This window comes from Sporosarcina sp. P7 (assembly GCF_002743425.1).
Taxonomy (GTDB): Bacteria; Bacillota; Bacilli; order Bacillales_A; family Planococcaceae; genus Sporosarcina.
The window spans coordinates 338,255-356,078 of sequence record NZ_PDZF01000001.1 but is presented as its reverse complement, the minus strand read 5'-3'; the positions used below and the strand labels follow the sequence as shown (position 1 = coordinate 356,078).

17 protein-coding genes are annotated in these 17,824 nt (G+C 42.0%); 7 read left to right on the top strand and 10 right to left on the bottom strand.

Translation table 11 applies throughout. The annotated features are described in order from the left end of the window. Positions 1-9: 9 nt before the first annotated feature. Both ahpF and ahpC read right to left on the bottom strand, forming a co-directional pair. Positions 10-1,548 carry an alkyl hydroperoxide reductase subunit F gene (ahpF, locus tag CSV60_RS01900; RefSeq protein ID WP_099630447.1) on the bottom strand — a complete coding sequence of 513 codons (1,539 nt, stop codon included), beginning with the start codon at positions 1,546-1,548 and terminating at the stop codon, positions 10-12. Between the two features lie 13 nt (positions 1,549-1,561). Next, positions 1,562-2,131 (bottom strand): alkyl hydroperoxide reductase subunit C, encoded by a 570-nt coding sequence (gene ahpC / locus CSV60_RS01895; protein ID WP_099630448.1) that lies wholly within the window; start codon positions 2,129-2,131, stop codon positions 1,562-1,564. A gap of 631 nt (positions 2,132-2,762) precedes the next feature. Between ahpC and CSV60_RS01890 the strand changes: the two genes are divergently transcribed. Continuing rightward, positions 2,763-2,978, top strand: a complete 216-nt coding sequence (locus CSV60_RS01890) for a hypothetical protein (RefSeq protein ID WP_099635824.1) — start codon at positions 2,763-2,765, stop codon at positions 2,976-2,978. Positions 2,979-3,229: 251 nt separating this feature from the next. Here the strand turns inward: CSV60_RS01890 and CSV60_RS01880 are convergent, their stop codons facing one another. The 6 genes from CSV60_RS01880 to CSV60_RS01855 all read right to left on the bottom strand — a co-directional run bounded on the left by CSV60_RS01880 (position 3,230) and on the right by CSV60_RS01855 (position 7,963). Next, positions 3,230-3,994, bottom strand: coding sequence for an ABC transporter permease (locus CSV60_RS01880; protein ID WP_099630450.1), 765 nt, complete (start codon positions 3,992-3,994; stop codon positions 3,230-3,232). Next, on the bottom strand, positions 3,991-4,893 hold the full coding sequence (locus CSV60_RS01875) for an ABC transporter ATP-binding protein (RefSeq protein WP_233189506.1): 903 nt from the start codon (positions 4,891-4,893) through the stop codon (positions 3,991-3,993). Before CSV60_RS01875 ends, CSV60_RS01880 begins: the two co-directional genes overlap by 4 nt. Next, positions 4,871-5,098 (bottom strand): PLD nuclease N-terminal domain-containing protein, encoded by a 228-nt coding sequence (locus CSV60_RS01870; protein WP_099630451.1) that lies wholly within the window; start codon positions 5,096-5,098, stop codon positions 4,871-4,873. Before CSV60_RS01870 ends, CSV60_RS01875 begins: the two co-directional genes overlap by 23 nt. Then, complete coding sequence (locus CSV60_RS01865; RefSeq protein WP_099635822.1) at positions 5,095-6,195, bottom strand: helix-turn-helix domain-containing protein; 1,101 nt, start codon at positions 6,193-6,195, stop codon at positions 5,095-5,097. Before CSV60_RS01865 ends, CSV60_RS01870 begins: the two co-directional genes overlap by 4 nt. Before the next feature lie 149 nt (positions 6,196-6,344). Continuing rightward, positions 6,345-6,941, bottom strand: a complete 597-nt coding sequence (locus tag CSV60_RS01860) for an N-acetyltransferase (RefSeq protein ID WP_099630453.1) — start codon at positions 6,939-6,941, stop codon at positions 6,345-6,347. Positions 6,942-7,348: 407 nt separating this feature from the next. Then, complete coding sequence (locus CSV60_RS01855) at positions 7,349-7,963, bottom strand: DUF421 domain-containing protein (RefSeq protein ID WP_233189505.1); 615 nt, start codon at positions 7,961-7,963, stop codon at positions 7,349-7,351. 118 nt (positions 7,964-8,081) lie between these two features. Between CSV60_RS01855 and CSV60_RS01850 the strand changes: the two genes are divergently transcribed. After that, positions 8,082-9,032 carry a hypothetical protein gene (locus tag CSV60_RS01850; RefSeq protein ID WP_099635821.1) on the top strand — a complete coding sequence of 317 codons (951 nt, stop codon included), beginning with the start codon at positions 8,082-8,084 and terminating at the stop codon, positions 9,030-9,032. A 6-nt stretch (positions 9,033-9,038) separates the two neighbouring features. Here the strand turns inward: CSV60_RS01850 and nhaC are convergent, their stop codons facing one another. Next, positions 9,039-10,418 carry a Na+/H+ antiporter NhaC gene (gene nhaC / locus CSV60_RS01845; RefSeq protein ID WP_233189504.1) on the bottom strand — a complete coding sequence of 460 codons (1,380 nt, stop codon included), beginning with the start codon at positions 10,416-10,418 and terminating at the stop codon, positions 9,039-9,041. A gap of 265 nt (positions 10,419-10,683) precedes the next feature. Here nhaC and CSV60_RS01840 point away from each other — a divergent pair, with 265 nt between their 5' ends. Together CSV60_RS01840 and CSV60_RS01835 are read left to right on the top strand one after the other, a co-directional pair. Beyond that, positions 10,684-11,946, top strand: coding sequence for a cytochrome P450 (locus CSV60_RS01840; protein ID WP_099635819.1), 1,263 nt, complete (start codon positions 10,684-10,686; stop codon positions 11,944-11,946). A gap of 153 nt (positions 11,947-12,099) precedes the next feature. Further along, positions 12,100-13,596, top strand: a complete 1,497-nt coding sequence (locus CSV60_RS01835) for a DASS family sodium-coupled anion symporter (protein ID WP_199175225.1) — start codon at positions 12,100-12,102, stop codon at positions 13,594-13,596. A gap of 187 nt (positions 13,597-13,783) precedes the next feature. On the opposite strand, the gene CSV60_RS01830 is transcribed toward CSV60_RS01835, so the two are convergent. Further along, complete coding sequence (locus tag CSV60_RS01830; RefSeq protein WP_099630459.1) at positions 13,784-15,295, bottom strand: APC family permease; 1,512 nt, start codon at positions 15,293-15,295, stop codon at positions 13,784-13,786. 235 nt (positions 15,296-15,530) lie between these two features. Between CSV60_RS01830 and CSV60_RS01825 the strand changes: the two genes are divergently transcribed. From CSV60_RS01825 to CSV60_RS01815, 3 genes are read left to right on the top strand one after another with little or no spacing between them, the layout of a single operon-like run. Continuing rightward, the gene (locus CSV60_RS01825; RefSeq protein ID WP_099635818.1) at positions 15,531-16,352 is read left to right on the top strand and encodes an amino acid ABC transporter substrate-binding protein; all 822 of its coding nucleotides are present in this window, start codon (positions 15,531-15,533) and stop codon (positions 16,350-16,352) included. Next, the gene (locus tag CSV60_RS01820) at positions 16,342-17,058 is read left to right on the top strand and encodes an amino acid ABC transporter permease (RefSeq protein WP_099630461.1); all 717 of its coding nucleotides are present in this window, start codon (positions 16,342-16,344) and stop codon (positions 17,056-17,058) included. Before CSV60_RS01825 ends, CSV60_RS01820 begins: the two co-directional genes overlap by 11 nt. Then, positions 17,055-17,792, top strand: coding sequence for an amino acid ABC transporter ATP-binding protein (locus CSV60_RS01815; RefSeq protein ID WP_099630462.1), 738 nt, complete (start codon positions 17,055-17,057; stop codon positions 17,790-17,792). The genes CSV60_RS01820 and CSV60_RS01815 overlap by 4 nt, the downstream gene beginning before the upstream one ends. Positions 17,793-17,824: the final 32 nt, after the last annotated feature.

The following is a 17,824-nucleotide window of genomic DNA, read 5'->3' as shown; positions in this document are numbered from 1 at the left end:
TTTTCATTATTAGACTTCCACTTTACTGCGTACAAGATAATCGAACGCGCTGAGGGAAGCGGTGGCGCCGGAGCCCATGGAGATGATGATCTGCTTGTATGGCTCGTCCGCGCAGTCGCCCGCCGCAAATACACCGGGTACGTTCGTCGCACCTTTTTTATCGATCACAATCTCGCCGAAGCGGTTGCGTTCGACCGAATCACCGAGCCAATCCGTGTTCGGCACGAGTCCGATTTGGATGAATACGCCATCCAGTTCGATGCGATGCTCCTCGCCGGAATCACGGTTTGTATACGTGACACCGTCGACTTTATCGGTGCCGGTGATTTCCTTCGTCTGGACATTCGTCAATACCGTCGCGTTCGGCAGGCTGTTCAGGCGTTCCTGCAAGACCGCGTCCGCTTTGAGTTCTGGTGCGAATTCGAGCACGGTGACATGATTTGCGATGCCTGCCAGGTCGATCGCCGCTTCGATACCGGAGTTTCCACCGCCAACTACTGCCACGTCCTTGCCTTCAAACAAAGGGCCGTCGCAGTGCGGGCAGTAGGCAACGCCTTTGTTGCGGAATTCCGCTTCGCCCGGCACACCAATGTTGCGCCAGCGTGCTCCCGTCGATAGGATAACGGTCTTGCTCTTAAGAACTGCACCATTTTCCAGTTCGATTTCAATGAGATCCTTTTTTTTCAGACGTTTTGCTGTCTGCAGGTTCATGATATCGATATCGTATTCTTTCACGTGTTCTTCAAGGCTCGCCGCAAGTTTCGGTCCTTCTGTGCGATTGACGCTGATGAAGTTCTCAATCGCTGCTGTATCCAGAATCTGGCCACCGAAACGATCAGCGATGATGCCTGTGCGGATCCCTTTGCGGGCAGCGTAGATCGCTGCGCTTGCGCCTGCAGGCCCGCCACCAACAACGAGCACGTCGAATGGGTCTTTGTCTTCAAAGTCGGATGCATCCGGGCCGCTTCCCATTTCCGCAAGGATTTCCTCGATTGTTTTGCGGCCGCTTGTGAATGGTTCCCCGTTTAAGTAAACGGTCGGAACCGCCATGATGTTTTTGTTTTCCACTTCATCCTTAAAGGCTGCACCGTCGATCATCGTGTGCGTAATACCAGGATTCAGTACGCTCATGATATTCAGCGCCTGTACGACTTCCGGACAGTTCTGACAGCTCAGGCTGATATAGGATTCAAAATGATGCGCACCTTCGATGTTCTTCACTTGCTCGATCACCCGTTCGTCGACTTTAGGCGCTCTGCCGCTCACATGCAGCAAAGCTAGGACGAGTGAGGTAAATTCATGGCCTAGCGGAATACCGGCAAACACGATGCCGGTATCTTCGCCAGGGCGGTTGACGCTGAAACTTGGGGTTCTTTCCAATTCTGCTTTCTCTACTTTGATGAGGGAAGACATGGAGGCTAGTTCATCCACTAGCTCCTGCATGTCCTGTGATACTTTGTCAGAGCCCACGCTGATCTTCAGCTGGACTTCCTTTTCCATCATCTCGAGATATTGGGCTAACTGCGCTTTAATATTCGCATCTAACATATGAACCGTCTCCTTAAATTTTCCCTACAAGATCCAGGCTTGGCTTCAGTGTTTCGCTGCCTTCCTGCCATTTAGCCGGACATACTTCACCCGGATTGTTGCGGACATATTGTGCTGCTTTGATTTTATTGACTAGAACGCTTGCGTCACGACCGATTCCGTCTGCGTTGATTTCCGCTGCCTGCACGACGCCATCCGGATCGATGATAAACGTACCGCGCTGTGCAAGACCTGCTTCTTCGTCCAGCACATCGAAAATGCGGGAGATTTTCTGTGATGGGTCACCGATCATGATGTATCGCAAACTGCTGATAGCATCTGAGTGATCGTGCCATGCTTTGTGCGTAAAGTGTGTGTCTGTTGAAACAGAATATACTTCTGTATCGAGGCCTTTCAATGTTTCGTATTGGTTCTGAAGGTCTTCAAGTTCAGTAGGGCAGACAAATGTAAAGTCAGCCGGGTAGAAGCAGACTACGCTCCATTTACCTCTGAAGTTTTCCTGGGTTACTTCGATGAATTCCCCATTACCACTGTTGTACGCATTTGCTGTAAACTCTTCGATTTGTTTTCCGATCATTGACATGAATGATTCCTCCTAAAGTGTTTTTGATGACTGATGCAGTCACATGCTTAAGTTATAGAATATAATAATTCTAATTACATAATCATTATTATATAACTGTGCAGAGATGTCAACATTATTGATTCTGTATAATATAATGTCTTTATATACTATACCAAAGCAAAATGAATACGAATCGTTTTCTCTTTTATTCTCAGTTAAATTGAAGGATTACCAGTTAGATCGAAAGTAGTGGAGGGAATTAAACTGAGCAATTTATAGATAATCCTAATCGGACAAGTCAAGTTGTGGGTGAAGAACTAATCTGTACAACTGGCAGGCTTGTTAATTTAAGAGACTTTCCGTGTGATCTGGACCGGACCGTCGTGGAAATATGTTATATTGTACGGTAATGTAGTGATTAAATTAAATGACTAATTGTTTTTAGGGTTCCGTAGCAAATCGAATGATTTTGATTATAGTGAGCAACTATTTATTGATGACGGCGGCACATGTGCTTCCAGCTGCAGCGCAGATCAAAGGATTTCAACCGCTATTCCGTTACAAAAACTATTTGGTATAAAGGATCTTCGCCTATGCATTCAGAGAAACAGGTTGTTCAGTTAAAATCTATTAGATAGGGGCACATGCAATGGATGTATGGTTTGTGATGAAAGAGCGTTATATGCTTCTTTCTATTTTTTTAATCATTATAGTGGCCAGCTTGTTTTTACTTATAGCTATTTGGAAAAATCGTTCTGATATGCCCAAGAGCCTAACCTTAATCATAACGATAATCTGTTCAGTCATCATTGCCTTATCAATATTGGCATGGGTATTTGCAGTTTCGTTTGGATATAATTCTTAAAAATACTTTAATGACCTCTACGTTAAGTATAAATATAGTACGACATAAAAACCGGTTAGAGACTAGTCTCTAACCGGTTGAACTTCATTAAAATACTCTATCACCATTGAAGAACGAGTTCTTTACAATCACGTAATCGACAGTGCGAATTGAACTGAGAGTCTTGCCCCTGTTCCGAAGCAGTTTTGATTTTCGTGATACAGACTTTTCCTGGTCATATACCAACTTTTGTAGCGACATTGTCAACGATTTCAAAGTAGCTTTCTTTTAAAATGTGTCATAGTTAGCAATACGACTAAAATTGCGGCAAACAAAGTGATAATATAAGGAATCCATAAGTCTGAAGGTGTTAGTTCACCGGTTAATAGCTGTGTCGTAGCCGTCAGTAATTCAAGGGGATTCCAAGAAGCGGACTTGGGAAATATAGCTGCAATAAAGAATGCAATGACGACCAATAATGTAACTAGAGTTCCTCCGTAAGGTGTAGCGAACAAGGTATTCCCCCATAACGTAACCGCCAGTAAAAGTATGCCGAATACATAAAGGCAACTGACTGCAAACAACAGATGTTGGAGTTGACTTTGATCCCAATAATAAGCCGTATAAGCGTAGGTGATGGTGAATGACAGTGCGATCGCCAGTGTCCAATAGCAAAGAGCCATAAAGAATTTAGCTGTGATTACGGTACTGCGATGTAATCCTTTCGTCAGTAAAATAACAAGCGTACCTTTTTCTAATTCCTTTGACATCATGGTACTGAATAATAGTATGAACACAATTAGCCCCATTTGCGGAACGTTTTTATAAAACTGTAGCCACGAATCGAGTGCGGTAGGTTCAGGTAGATTAACGAATGTACCTTCAGGCATGAATTGTTCGAATAGAGTCGGAGTGATTTTCGCTGTAAACGGGTTCAGTATGCCTAAAATTGAAAAAATGACGATAACGAGCAATAACTTATACGTCTTCACACTCTCAAACCATTCCTTCTTCAAAAAGCCAAACCATTGATTCATCCAAGCACCTCCAACACGAGCTGCTCAAGTAGACGAGTTTTGGGTTGCATCGACTGTATCAGGATTTTCTGGGTGGTGAGTTCTTGCATGAAAGCTAATTGCTTACTTTCATCAGGTAAACTTACAACTAATTGATCACTGTCGATCTTCATTTCGAATGGGGTATTTTGCAATCGATCACGAGCTTCTGCTACGGGTATCGTAAAAGTAAAAACAAATTCTCCTGTTATTCGCTGTTTTAGATTAGTCAGTTCATCCTGGAATATGATGGTTCCTTCATGCAACATCGCGACGTGATCGCAGATTTGTTCTGCATCCGATACGATATGTGTGGAAAAGAATACAGTTGTCTCTGCCTTTGCTTGCTGTAAAATGGAAAGAATCTGTGCACGACCGGCTGGATCCAAAGCAGAAGTAGGCTCGTCACAAATCAGCAATTTGGGACGATTTAGCAGTGCCTGAGCAATTCCTAAACGCTGTTTCATTCCCCTTGAATATGTGCTAATGAATGAGGTCGTGTCAGCTAATCCGACTAGTTCTAATAGTTCCTGGATCCGTCCCCGTCGTTCCGATTTCGTCATATTCGTAATAACGGCGCAGAGCTCCAAGTATTGTGTTGCGTTATAGAAGGGATAAAATTCAGGAACGTCAGGCAAGTACCCGACATACTGATTGGACTTTGTTTCGCCAAATGTTACGGATTCACCTGCAATGGTAATGGACCCTGCATTGAGTGGTAATAACCCTAGCATGCATTTCATCAATGTCGTTTTGCCAGAACCATTTGCACCGACAAATCCGAAAACTGTATGCTCGGGAATATGAAGATGTATATCTTTAAGCACTTCATGATCTCCGAAACGCTTCGTTACACCATTAATTTGCACGACTATTGTCATCACCTCTTCCAAAAACGAAATAGATTAATGGTCCGATAAATTGAATTAATAGAACTATCAACAGCCACATGACTTGATTGCCAAAGCGATAGTGAGGATGACGAATAACATGTATCGCCGAGAAAATAGCCAATCCTAGTTGCAAAATGATAAGAGGAAGTAAAAATGGTAGATACTCCATAAGTAAAGCCGTGTCGTTGTTCATGAACACCCCTCCAGCCCAAAGTGTAATCGTTGTCGTAACTCTTGCATTTCATCATCTTGCCTAAATGATTTAAAGAAATCAGCGTCCATTGATTCTATGATCGACCGCTTAATAATCTCGGTATTGCGCAATGCATTCGTTCCCAAATCTAATTGTTCTAACCAATCATCCAATAAATTGAAGTATTCGTCCCCGCGTAACGAAAAGGGGAGTAAATCATGAATACATACATCCACGTACTTATTAAGATACGGATAAAGTAGCTCACGATTAACTGAAAGAGCAGCACATTGCGCTACGCTGAAATAAAATTGCAGACACATATTCGGATGAAGTGTACGCAAGTCATATAGCTCAATCAATCTATTCATCCGATGAATGGTTTCATTAAAAATTTGTGGATTGGACGCGGTAAGCCGTAAATAGAGCGGACTGCTGCCGACTAGTTGAATGACGTTTTGATACATCATGACTTGAATGACGCGCATCGCTTCCTCTTGATCACCAAGTTGTTCGTGAGCAGTTGCCAGTAAGATTTCGTCACCAATACTTGGTTTGATTACACCGACTAATAACTCCAATGTAGTTTCAGGATGGGACTGCATGAGAGAAACAGTAGCCTGTAAGGAATTGGCTTGACGCAAGACCCATACATCTTCACTTACTTGCCGAATTCGCTGTAACCAGCGATTGGTTTTCTGTAAAACAGACGGACTATCACTACTTAACATATGATGATTGAGCAGTAATATACTCATCTGCAGCAGGAATGAAGGATCATGGAAGTACACTTTAACTTTTTCTTCTATATCAATAAATACCGACTCAAAAGATTCTTTACCGAAACGGGTTGCGAATTCATAATAGTGATGTTGGATGATTTCTTTAGAAAGTTGTCGTTCATAGCCAAGTAGTTCATCAACGGTCAATTCGAAATACGAAGCAATTTTTGGCAACAGCGTGATATCGGGATAGCTTAATCCCTTTTCCCATTTTGACACCGAAGCCTTCGATACTTGGCAATAAGAAGCTAAGGTATCCTGGGTAATTTGAAGTCGCCTTCGTTCCTGGAGAATCACGGTACCAATTTGCAACATAACCTCACACCTTTCTCTTTCATTTAGTGTAAGGTTAAATGCTTGTTGATTCAATCAACTATTAGGTGATTATTTAGATGAGGAGTCAACTAATGAGATATTATGTATCAAGATACAAAAAATCCGGTCTATGAAAGACCGGATTTTCATCACACGCTCACTGTTGTGAAGGGTTCTAAAATATTCTTTTTTGGTTTCGTTTGAAATTGCAGAACTTTGTCAGTGGAATCGTATGAATCTCCATAGAAATCTTGGTCTTTGTAGGTGTGAATTTCTTCGTAGGTTGTTTTCATCGCGTTGAATACATCTTGTTCATCCGCTTGTGATGATTGCGGGGGTGCCCAGTATAGAATTTCGAGGATGGTTTGTTCTCCAGTAGCTAATGAACGACGGTTATAGCCGATTTTCTGTGCGTGCGTGAATTTTTCACGTGCATAGAACTTCAGTCGCTTCGCAGTATCTGGTTCGGACTCGTCTACTGGTTCAACTTCCAGTAAGATCGGTTTTTTCTTGGTTTTCAACGAATCCAGTAGTTTTTTTCCTAATCCTTCACCACGTGCTACTGAAGATACGAAAAGATAGTCTACGAAAACGAAGTCCTCCGTTTCCACGTACATCAATACGTGTTTTGGTCCTTCTTCCTTATGGTAGACATTCCCCTTATCATTCAGTAATGTCTCCATATGTTCCTGTGACTTCATCTCTTCGATTGGAAAATACTCTTTCAATTTGTTGTACCAATGCATGTGTTAAATTCTCCTCCATAGGTAATGAATGTACCCGGAGCTTTTTGTTTGGGATCAAACAATTTGAGGAAAAAAGAGGTCAGAAAAAAATCCTCATACTTAGTATACTCTTTTTACAGAAAAAAACAATTCTAATTTTCAAAGTAAGTTTTACTTTTTCATTATAGTAAATCAAGACCAATGTCAGATGATGATATGACATTGGTCTTGTTTATGCTTTACCTACGCCCTTTGGCGCTTGAATAAGCTCCTTTTTTATTCTTTTGATTCATTACGGTTTTGACGACAGGATATAACACCATTCCCCATTTTACTAACTTTTTTATTACTCTTATCATATATACTTCTTCCTTTCGATTTTGGAGTTGTTATTAGTAACTTCCCCCTTTCCCTCGCAAGTTAAACTTTTATTCAAGCGGTTTAGAAACAGAAGTAGGGTTTTCTATTTCCGTGAAGAGGTTGGAATTCTCGATGTTAGGCGTAGTCGTAAATGTGGAAGGAACAGTAAGGTCCAGTTGTTTGCTCATATCTTCCAATGTCAGCTGAAGTCTTGCTATGTCTTCCTTAGTCGCATATTGCTTGCGATCAATCAAGACATAACCAAGCTGTCCACTCATTTCAATAGTCGCCCATTTTACATCGTCAATTCTTTCAATCCCACTTTGCCGCAAATGCATTTCCAATTCATCCACGGTTAAGCGGAGTTTTTTCATAGTAGATATTTTGAGGATGCCATTTTCAATCACTACTTTAGATCTTCCACGTAAAATCCCTTCAAAGAAATTCCACTTCAGCGCGAGTAGTTCAAATATAAAAAGTGTCAGCACTAAAATAAAGGATAGGAACAAGGTTTGCCATAAATTTTTGTTTGCTACAGGCTGAATCAATAATGTGCCGACCGCAATCATCAACACGGTTTGACCGACTGTCATTTGTGAAATGGACTTGCGGCCAGAAATATGTAAAAGAACAATGCCTGCCACAATAATGAGTACCGCTTTCCAAATTGAATCGAATTCCATTATGTTCACGTCATTTCATGCGTTTAGCATTAATATGGACTAAACATAAAATAGTATGCATGAAAATTTTGAATCCTTCCTTAATACTTCTTCGTACAGTAGGAAAGGAGTGGTCATCATGCGGCAAGATATTCAAAAACAACAAAATATTCTACAGGAAAAACGAGTGAATCAGCGTCGTTTGATGAAACGTTTAGAGCAGACGAACGAAAAACTACTCACTACGAAGCAAAAACGTGATCAACTTCACCGTCAGTTAACGAAAGAACAGCAGGACGTTGTGAAGCTTGGTAAGTTTTCATTTGCAAACAAAATTAGTGAATGGACGGGTAGATGGGACGAGAAGATGAAAAAGGAGATAGAAGAAGCGGCAGAAGTAGAATTGAAATATAATGAGGCAGAAAAAAACGTACTAGATCTGACTGTAGAATTGGAAGACTTACGTAATGAACTGGAGAAACCAGATTTCATGCATGTTGAAGAGGATTGGGAAGATTTTTTGGAGAAAAAAGAATCATGGATTCGCATGAATGATTCTGTTGCCAATCGGACGCTCCAGAAGATTTCGGATGATCGTGTACGTGTCTATTCTATGTTACGTGAAATAGGTGAAGCGTTTGAAGCGGGGGAAAAGGCGGAACGAGCTTTGGTGGATGCACTGAAAAAACTAGATTCAGCCGAAGGGATATCGATGTGGGATACATTTTTAGGGGGAGGGATTTTCGTTTCCGCATTAAAGTACTCCGAAATCAATAGTTCGGATGATTATGTCCATCAAGCACAACGGGCGCTACGGCATTACGAGACGGAATTGATGGATGTACAGGATGCCGCGACAGATTCCTACCAAGTAAATAAAAATGATATCTTTAAATTCACTGACGTGTTTTTCGACAATATATTTTCTGACTGGATGGTCCATACACGTATTACAGACGGCAAAAAGAAGCTACACGCAGTCATGCAAGATGTCCGTCGTATACAGGACCGACTTGCAAGAAAACGTGCAGCTTTAGAAGAAGAAATCCGGCGGCTTGATCAGCAACAAGATGATATGATCCTGTCGTAACTAAAATTAAATGCGTGTCAGCGTCTTCCCTAAATAACCAAATAGTACAGTCAAAATCGGGCTTAATAAACAGAAAAACGCAAAGGGTAAATAAGCGATCGTGGGAACATCCAGCACAGTAGTGATGAAAATTCCTGCTACACTCCACGGAACAAGAGGATTAATGACGGTTCCGGCATCTTCCATTACACGGCTCAAATTTTTATTTGCCAGTCCGACCTTTTCGTAGCTGGATTGGAAGGCCTGGCCTGTCAATAAGATAGACAAATATTGTTCGCCAATTAATACGTTAATGCCAATGGCGGTAAGTGCAGACGTCAAAATAACTGATGACACTTTACGTAACACACTTTCAATTTTTGCAAGTAAGCATTGCACAATACCTAATGTGAACAGCATACCGCCCATACTAAGTGCGAGCAAAACAAGTGAGATCGTGAACATCATGCCTTCCATTCCATCGCTGCGAGACAGCAATTCATCGACGACAGCGACACCTGTAGACCCCTCATAACCACTAAATAAAATACTCAATACTTCGGAAACTCCATAAAAGGTATGAATATATGCAATGACAATGGCAGACAATGCACTGACAGCCAGTGTGAGAATAGCCGGTACCTTAACGAATGTCAAAATGAATAGCACTACAACAGGGATCAGCGTATACCAATGTATCAAGTTCGTACCCATGAGTGCATCACTGTATTTCTCGATTGTCGTAAAATCACTAGATGTCACGTTTGGTGATAATACACCAAATAAGATAAGTGAAATAAAGAATGCGGGAAATGTTGTCCATCCCATATTTCGGATATGTTCGAATAGGTCTACACCAACAATTGAAGAGGCCAAGTTGGTCGTATCAGACAATGGTGACATCTTATCACCAAAGAATGCCCCCGAGACAATTGCACCTGCTGCAATTGGCAAAGAAAGTTCCAAAATATGTGCCATACTGATAAACGCCACGCCAATTGTGGCAACGGTTGTCAATGAACTACCGACAGATAAGCCGATAATGGCTGTGACGATGAACACGATGGCATAGAAAAAAGTGGGAGTAATGATTTGGAGTCCCGCATAGATCAAGGTAGGAATCGTCCCGCCCATCATCCAGCTACTCACAAGAACCCCGATGAAGAAAAACAAGAACACCGCGCTCATCCCGGAACTCGCACCTTCTACCAACCCACGTTCTAACTCTCTGTAAGAGATCTTCTTCCATAATCCATAGCCAAATAATAAAAGAATAGCAAATAAAATAGGTACATGTGGTACGGATTCGAATACTACGATACTGCTACTAATCATTACCACAATTAGCACTGTTAGTATGACCGACGCTTTAACGGTTGGCGTATGAATCGCCTTAATTGGAAACATGCTTATGACCTCCTGTAAATGTAGAAAAACTCCTGTCATCCCCTTAAAGGACGAAGGAGTACTCCGCTCTGTCTCTTTGCTGTTGCGAATGAAAATATGGATGATATTGATTCATTATAAAATAGATCACTCATTACATACATAGAAAGTTATCGTTTTGAATTTTATCACGTCAGAAAGATATGTCAATAGAGGAATAGACCGATTACATGCAAGCCGAACAGGGTAAAGCTATAGAAAGTATTTGAAAAGGAAGTGACTGCTCATGCAAGAGAACAGGACAATACCAAAAGTAGAAGGGAAAAGCCAGACGGCAAATATGATTCGTGAAGGGTACCAATTTTTTCGTAATCGTAGAAAAGGGTTGCAATCCAATATATTTGAAACGCATGTACTTGGTGAAAAAGTTATTTGCCTGTCAGGAGAAAAAGCTGCAGAGCTCTTTTATGATACAGAGAAGTTTATTCGAAAAGGTGCTATGCCGAAGCGCTTCCAAGAAACATTAACAGGTGAAGGCGGCGTACAATCACTTGACGGAGCCGCGCATCAGCATCGTAAGGAAGCATTTATGTCACTCATGTCTGCAGATAAAATCAATCAGTTGAAAGAAATGGCGAGGGGTCAATGGGAGCGGAAGCTAAGCGACTTTGAAAAGCAACAGGAAGTGAATGTCTATAAAGAGGCACAGGAATTACTTCTGCGCTTAGCCTGTCAGTGGGCAGGCGTTCCGTTAAAAGAAAAAGAAGTACAAGAGAAAAAGGAGGCAATTATTCAACTCTTTGAATCACCTGTCACGCTCGGCTATAAGCAGTGGAAAGCGAAGAAAGCACGGCAGGTATTGGAGACATGGCTTGGTGGTCTTATTAAATCCGTTCGAAAAGGTGATTTGATTCCTTTTGAAGGGACAGCTATGAAAGTCTTTGCCTTTCACCGAGATGAAAATAATGAGTTGCTGAAGGAAAGAATAGCTGCTGTAGAAGTATTGAACATCATTCGTCCGATTGTGGCAATCTCTATCTATATTGCATTTGAAGTACACGCAATCATTCAGCACCCACAAGAGCATAAGAGGTTGGCTTCAGGCGATGAAAAAGATTTGCAAGACTTCGTTCAGGAAGTACGCAGACTCTATCCCTTCTTCCCGTTCAATGCTGCACGTGTGAAAAAAGACTTTACGTGGGAAGGTTATGCATTTAAAAAAGGAACGCTAACGATGCTCGACTTTTATGGAACGAACCATGATCCATCTATATGGAATAATCCCGAAGTGTTCAATCCGATGCGATTTAAGGAAGAGCCGATCACCCCATATAATCTCATACCACAGGGTGGGGGAGAGTTCGTCCTTAACCACCGTTGCGCAGGAGAGTGGGCGACAATTGAAGTGATGAAAGTGAGTTTGGATTACTTTGCGAACCGTATGACATTTGATGTACCAAAGCAGGATTTGAGCTACAGTCTCGTCGACATACCGAGCATCCCGAAAAGTAAAATCATTTTAAAGAATGTAAAACGAAAGAATTACTAAGCAGTTAATTGTCTAAGAAGTGAACTGCTTCCTAAAGCCGCTTTATTACAATGTAGTTCAATATCGCTCTAACATATTTCGCGAATACAGTTAATTGTAAAACATTTTGGGTATGATGAAAAAATAACTACATCTAGAAAGGAATGAACACCTGTGACAACGACACAAGAAGATTCGCGTCGACCTGAGAAGCAAAAACGCAATCTTAATGGAGTGTGGATACTCTTAGCATTCGCTACACTCCTAACCATCGTTTTACTCCCTAACCCTGCAGATCTCCCTGTAGTCGGCCAAAGAGCACTTGCTATCTTAGCATTCGCAGTTATCCTATGGGTAACAGAAGCCGTACCGTACCCTGTCAGCGCAGCCATGATTCTTGGGTTAGCCGCAGTGCTCCTCGGCCTCTCACCAAATATGGAAAACCCTGAGGAACTGCTAGGAACACAAAATGCCTTAAGAATGGCGTTGGCCGGATTCTCGAGTCCCGCTGTAGCACTAGTAGCGGCAGCGTTGTTCCTCGCAACTGCTATGCAGACAACCAATTTGCATAAACGCTTAGCGCTGTACATCCTTTCGAAAGTAGGCGTCAAGACCGGAGCGATTATCTTTGGTTCCATCGTCGTATCCATCGTCTTAGCATTCTTCGTACCAAGTGCAACCGCGCGTGCCGGTGCGGTCGTACCGATTTTGCTTGGTATGGTCGCTGCATTCGGGTTACCAACAAACAGTCGATTGGGAGCTTTGCTCGTCATCACCGCTGTTCAATCCGTTTCAATCTGGAACGTCGGTATTAAGACGGGCGCTGCACAGAATATGGTCGCACTTGGCTTTATTGAGAAGGAGTTCGGTGTATCGGTTGCGTGGAGTTCATGGTTCTTGTATGCTGCTCCATGGTCTATTCTCATGTCAATCGCTTTATACTTCATCATGAAGTTGACTATTAAACCCGAAACGCAAGTAGTAGAAGGCGGTAAGGAATTGATTCAAGGCCAATTAAAAGAACTAGGCAAAATCAAAGCTTCCGAACTCCGCTTGATTGTCGTTGCAGTTGCTTTACTATTCTTGTGGGCAACAGAAGAAAAACTGCATCCATTTGATACAACGACTGTCACCATAGTTGCCATTGCGATTTTACTGACGCCAAAGATTGGTGTATTTGACTGGAAAACTGTTCAACAAATGATTCCGTGGGGAACGATCGTCGTCTTCGCTGTAGGTATCTCACTGGGCACACTATTATTAGATACAACAGGTGCACAGTGGCTGTCTGATAAAGTGTTCGGTGCAATGGGCTTAGACACTATGCCATTGCTCGCAACGATTGCTTTACTGTCGCTATTTAATATCTTGATTCACCTCGGATTTGCCAGTGCAACGAGTTTATCATCTGCACTGATTCCGATATTTATTGCTTTAGCAACGACTATTTCACTTGATGTCAATGAAGTTGGATTTGTTTTGATTCAGCAGTTCGTCATCAGTTTCGGGTTTTTGTTGCCTGTTAGTGCTCCGCAGAATATGTTGGCATATGGAACCGGTGCTTTCTCGGTGAAGGACTTCTTAAAGACGGGTGTTCCCCTTACTATTATCGGTTACTTACTAATCTTGTTATTTAGTGCGACATACTGGCAGTGGATTGGACTTCTATAAGACTGTACGTAGCGAAAGCAGTGAGCGTTAAGTTCCCTGCTTTTTACCGTGAGGAAAGGAAAGAGTAGGTGGAATAACACTGTTGATCTGAAGCTAATGATACGTGCATCCTTCACCTGCTATATAATCGTAAGAAAGGACCGCCACAAGCAGTGTAGATTTGTGGCGGTCCTATTATCTAGTATGTCTACGAACGAGTGGCTTGTGGAATTGCCAGATCTGAATTTTGTTTTGTAGGCGTTGTATCCATCACTTCTGATTCGATGGATTTACCTAATACGTAATACTCGGTTTCTTCTTGCGTTAGGCTGTTATAACGCTTGCGGATAGCCGTATAGAAGACTACTCCAACGATTGTCCAAGCGAGTAACAGTATGTATGAAGGAGTTGTGAGTGTTGCTGGAGAGTTTGGCACAAGTAATAATGCCAAGAACGACCCACTCGCCACCATACCTAGTAATGCCAAGAACTTTTTTAATGGTGCAATTTCGCGTCCCATTTCTTCTTTGCCAAAAGCAAGTACTTTAAATGCTGCGAGACAAGTGAAGAAGTAGGCTACGGATACGCCCGTTGAAGACATGTCAACGATCCATGTCAATGCTTGACGACCAAACCATGGTGTCGGCAATGTAATGAATGCTACGAACCAAATCCCCCATTTAGGCGTTTGGTTAGCTGTCATCCCACGAAAGAAGTTAGGTAATGCACGTGCGCGCGCCATAGAGAATAATAGACGACTAGAAGACATGAAGAATCCATTCAAACCAGTGAAGATTCCCATGACAATCGCCACTGCCATAACAGCTAATCCTCCAACCCCTAGTGCGGATTGAACCACATCACCTGTTATCCATAAATCACCGCTTCCGATACTTGCTGATGCAGGGTATGTCCAGCTAGTTAAGCCAATCATGATTGCATAGATTATGAATGAAGTGAAAAGAGAAGCTACAATTAGCATAGTTGCTTTACGGGGAGAGAAGTTAAATTCTTCCGCGGCTTGTGGCACATTATCAAATCCAACGTATGCCCATGGTGCAATCGCCAATACTACAAGTATAGAAGTAATAATGGACTGGTTACCTTTAAACAAAGGTTGCATATTCGCAAGTGGTTGTTCGGCCCCAGCGAATGTGAAGATACCAAGTACTAGGACACTAGCAACGAGTAAGACGCTGAAATAAAATTGAATCCGGCCTGAAATACTTGTTCCTGTCGTGTTAATAAACGCAAATGCTAAAATCAGTAAACTGGCAATGAGTATTTCGGGTATGTAGACGTCCCACCCCGCAACGTTATACAGAAACCCTTGTTTCATAAATCCAGGCGCTAAAAACTTCAGTAATAAAGTGAGTGCAGAAGCATTCAATGCGACGATCGATATATATCCGAGTGACAAGAACCAGCCGCAAATAAACGCCCATATTTTACCCGCCGCAACAAAAGCATATGTAAATCCGCCTCCAGAAACCGGAAACTTCTTGATCATTACGCCATAGCTGGAGGCGATGATCATCATCACGAGTGCTCCAATTCCTAATCCAATGACTGCGCCAAGTGGTCCGGAAGATTGAATCCAATCTCCTGGTAAGATGAACGCGCCCCAACCAACAGACGAGCCGAGTGCGATTGCGAAAACCCATGATGGCTTCAATGTTTTATTTAATTTCCTTCGTGTGTTCTCATATCCTTGATCCATGTGATCCAACCCCTAAGTTAGTAGTATAGCGATTGTATGCCCTTTCTTTAGATAATTAAAACGTGTAAGGGATCATATTATTATTTTACTATTTTAAGAAAGAAGTATTTAGTTTTGATGATGTATTCTGTATAGTGTAATAACATACATTACAAGATTTAGATGTTGACAGAGTCTACGCAATCTTTTATGATTCTAAACAACAAATACTTATAAGAATAGTGGGGTTTTATAAATGAAAAAAGTACTTATACCGTTTATGATCGTTTTATTGGCTGCTTTTTTGGTAGCATGTGGCGGCAAAGAAGATAGTAAACCTAACGACTCCGCTGAAAAACCAACAGAGCAAGACGGTCTGCTTGAAGATGTACTCGCAACCGGTGTGCTCAATGTAGGAACGGAAGGAACATACGCACCTTTCTCTTTTCATGATGAATCGGGAAAGCTCACAGGCTATGATGTAGAAGTTACACAAGAAGTGGCTAAACGTCTAGGGGTGGAAGCAAAGTTTTTTGAAACACAGTGGGATGCTGTTTTCGCGGGATTAGATGCAAAAAGGTTTGACATGATTGCCAACCAAGTCGGTATTAATGAAGAGCGCAAAGCAAAGTATGAATTCTCTCAAGCATATACGCACTCGAATTCTGTTTTAGTTGTTCGTGAAGACGCTGATATTGCGTTTGATGGAATGGAAGGAAAAAAAGCTGCGCAGACATTGACAAGTAACTACGGTGAACTAGCGAAAGCTAATGGTGCGGAAATTATAAAGATTGACGGTTTCAACCAAGGCGTCGACTTAGTCATTTCTAAACGAGTAGATGGTACGTACAATGACAAACTTTCTGCACTCGATTACTTGAAGCAAAAACCTGATGCGCCTATTAAAATTGTAGAGGAAGAAGAAATCTCCAAAGATAATCAATCGGAGAGCGCTTTTTTATTCAGACAAGGCAATGAGGACTTAATAGAGGAAATAAACAAAGCGTTGGATGCGATGCGTGAAGACGGTACATTGAAGACGATTTCCGAAAAATGGTTCGGCGAAGATGTATCTTAATACGATTGCGCTAAGTCCCGAACGGATACAGAGATTCCAGGAAATCGCATCAACATCCATCGGGCCTTTGATTGAAGGGGCTATTAAGTATACGATTCCCTTAGCAATCATCGCATTTAGTATTGGATTGATCATTGCAATATTTACTGCCTTGGCAAGAATTTCATCTAGTAAATTCTTGCGGGCAATAGCGCGAGTGTATGTATCAATCATCCGTGGAACGCCTTTGCTTGTACAATTATTTATTATATTCTACGGTTTGCCAACAATCGGTATTACCATTGATCCTTTCCCGTCCGCGATCATAGGATTTTCACTGAATGTTGGTGCCTATGCCTCCGAAATCATTCGAGCAGCAATACTGTCCATTCCTAAAGGACAGTGGGAAGCAGCATATTCTATTGGAATGAATTACTCGCAGGCATTGCGGAAGATTGTTTTACCACAAGCCGCCAGAGTGTCTGTGCCACCGCTTTCGAATTCCTTTATTGGATTGGTAAAAGATACATCGCTCGCAGCTACGATTTTAGTAGCTGAGACATTCAGGCGGGCGCAAGAAATTGCCTCCATGAACTATGAGTTTTTATTCGTCTATGTCATGGCAGCTCTTGTATATTGGGTGATTTGTTTCATCTTGTCGATTATTCAAGGAAGAATTGAAATACGCCTGGATCGTGTTGTCGGTAAGACGGGGGGATTATCATGATTTCTATACAAGGACTGAAAAAGTCTTTCGGATCACAAGAAGTGATAAAAAATGTAGATTTAGAAATCGAACAGGGAAAAGTGGTCGTGATAATCGGGCCTTCGGGTTCTGGTAAATCTACGTTGTTACGTTGTTTGAATGTGCTTGAAACACCGAATGGTGGGGTGCTGTCTATAGATGGGCAGAAGTTAGACTTTAATTCGGCGGTCTCTAAAAAATCTATCAGTGCATTCCGACGATTGACGGGAATGGTATTTCAAAGCTATAATCTGTTTCCACATCTAACAACGACAGGTAATGTAACAGAAGGACTTACTACAGTCAAAGGACTATCGCGTAAGGAAGCTGTGAAGAAGGCAGAACTGTTACTTGATAAAGTAGGGTTGGCTGAACATAAAGACAAGTATTCGTTCCAACTTTCGGGTGGTCAGCAACAGCGTGTTGCGATTGCACGAGCGCTTGCGATGGATCCGAAAGTCATGTTATTCGATGAACCGACATCCGCTCTGGATCCTGAACTTGTTGGCGAGGTACTTCGAGTTATGAAGGATCTAGCGCATGAAGGTATGACGATGGCTGTTGTAACGCATGAAATGAGGTTCGCAAAGGAAGTTGCCGATGAAGTAATCTTTATTGATCAGGGTGTCATTGTAGAACGCGGTGCGCCAGCTGAGATCTTCAACTATCCAAAACATGAGCGTACAAAGAAGTTTTTGAGTTTATTACAAGTATAAATACAAATAACGCTTGGCATATTAGATGCCAA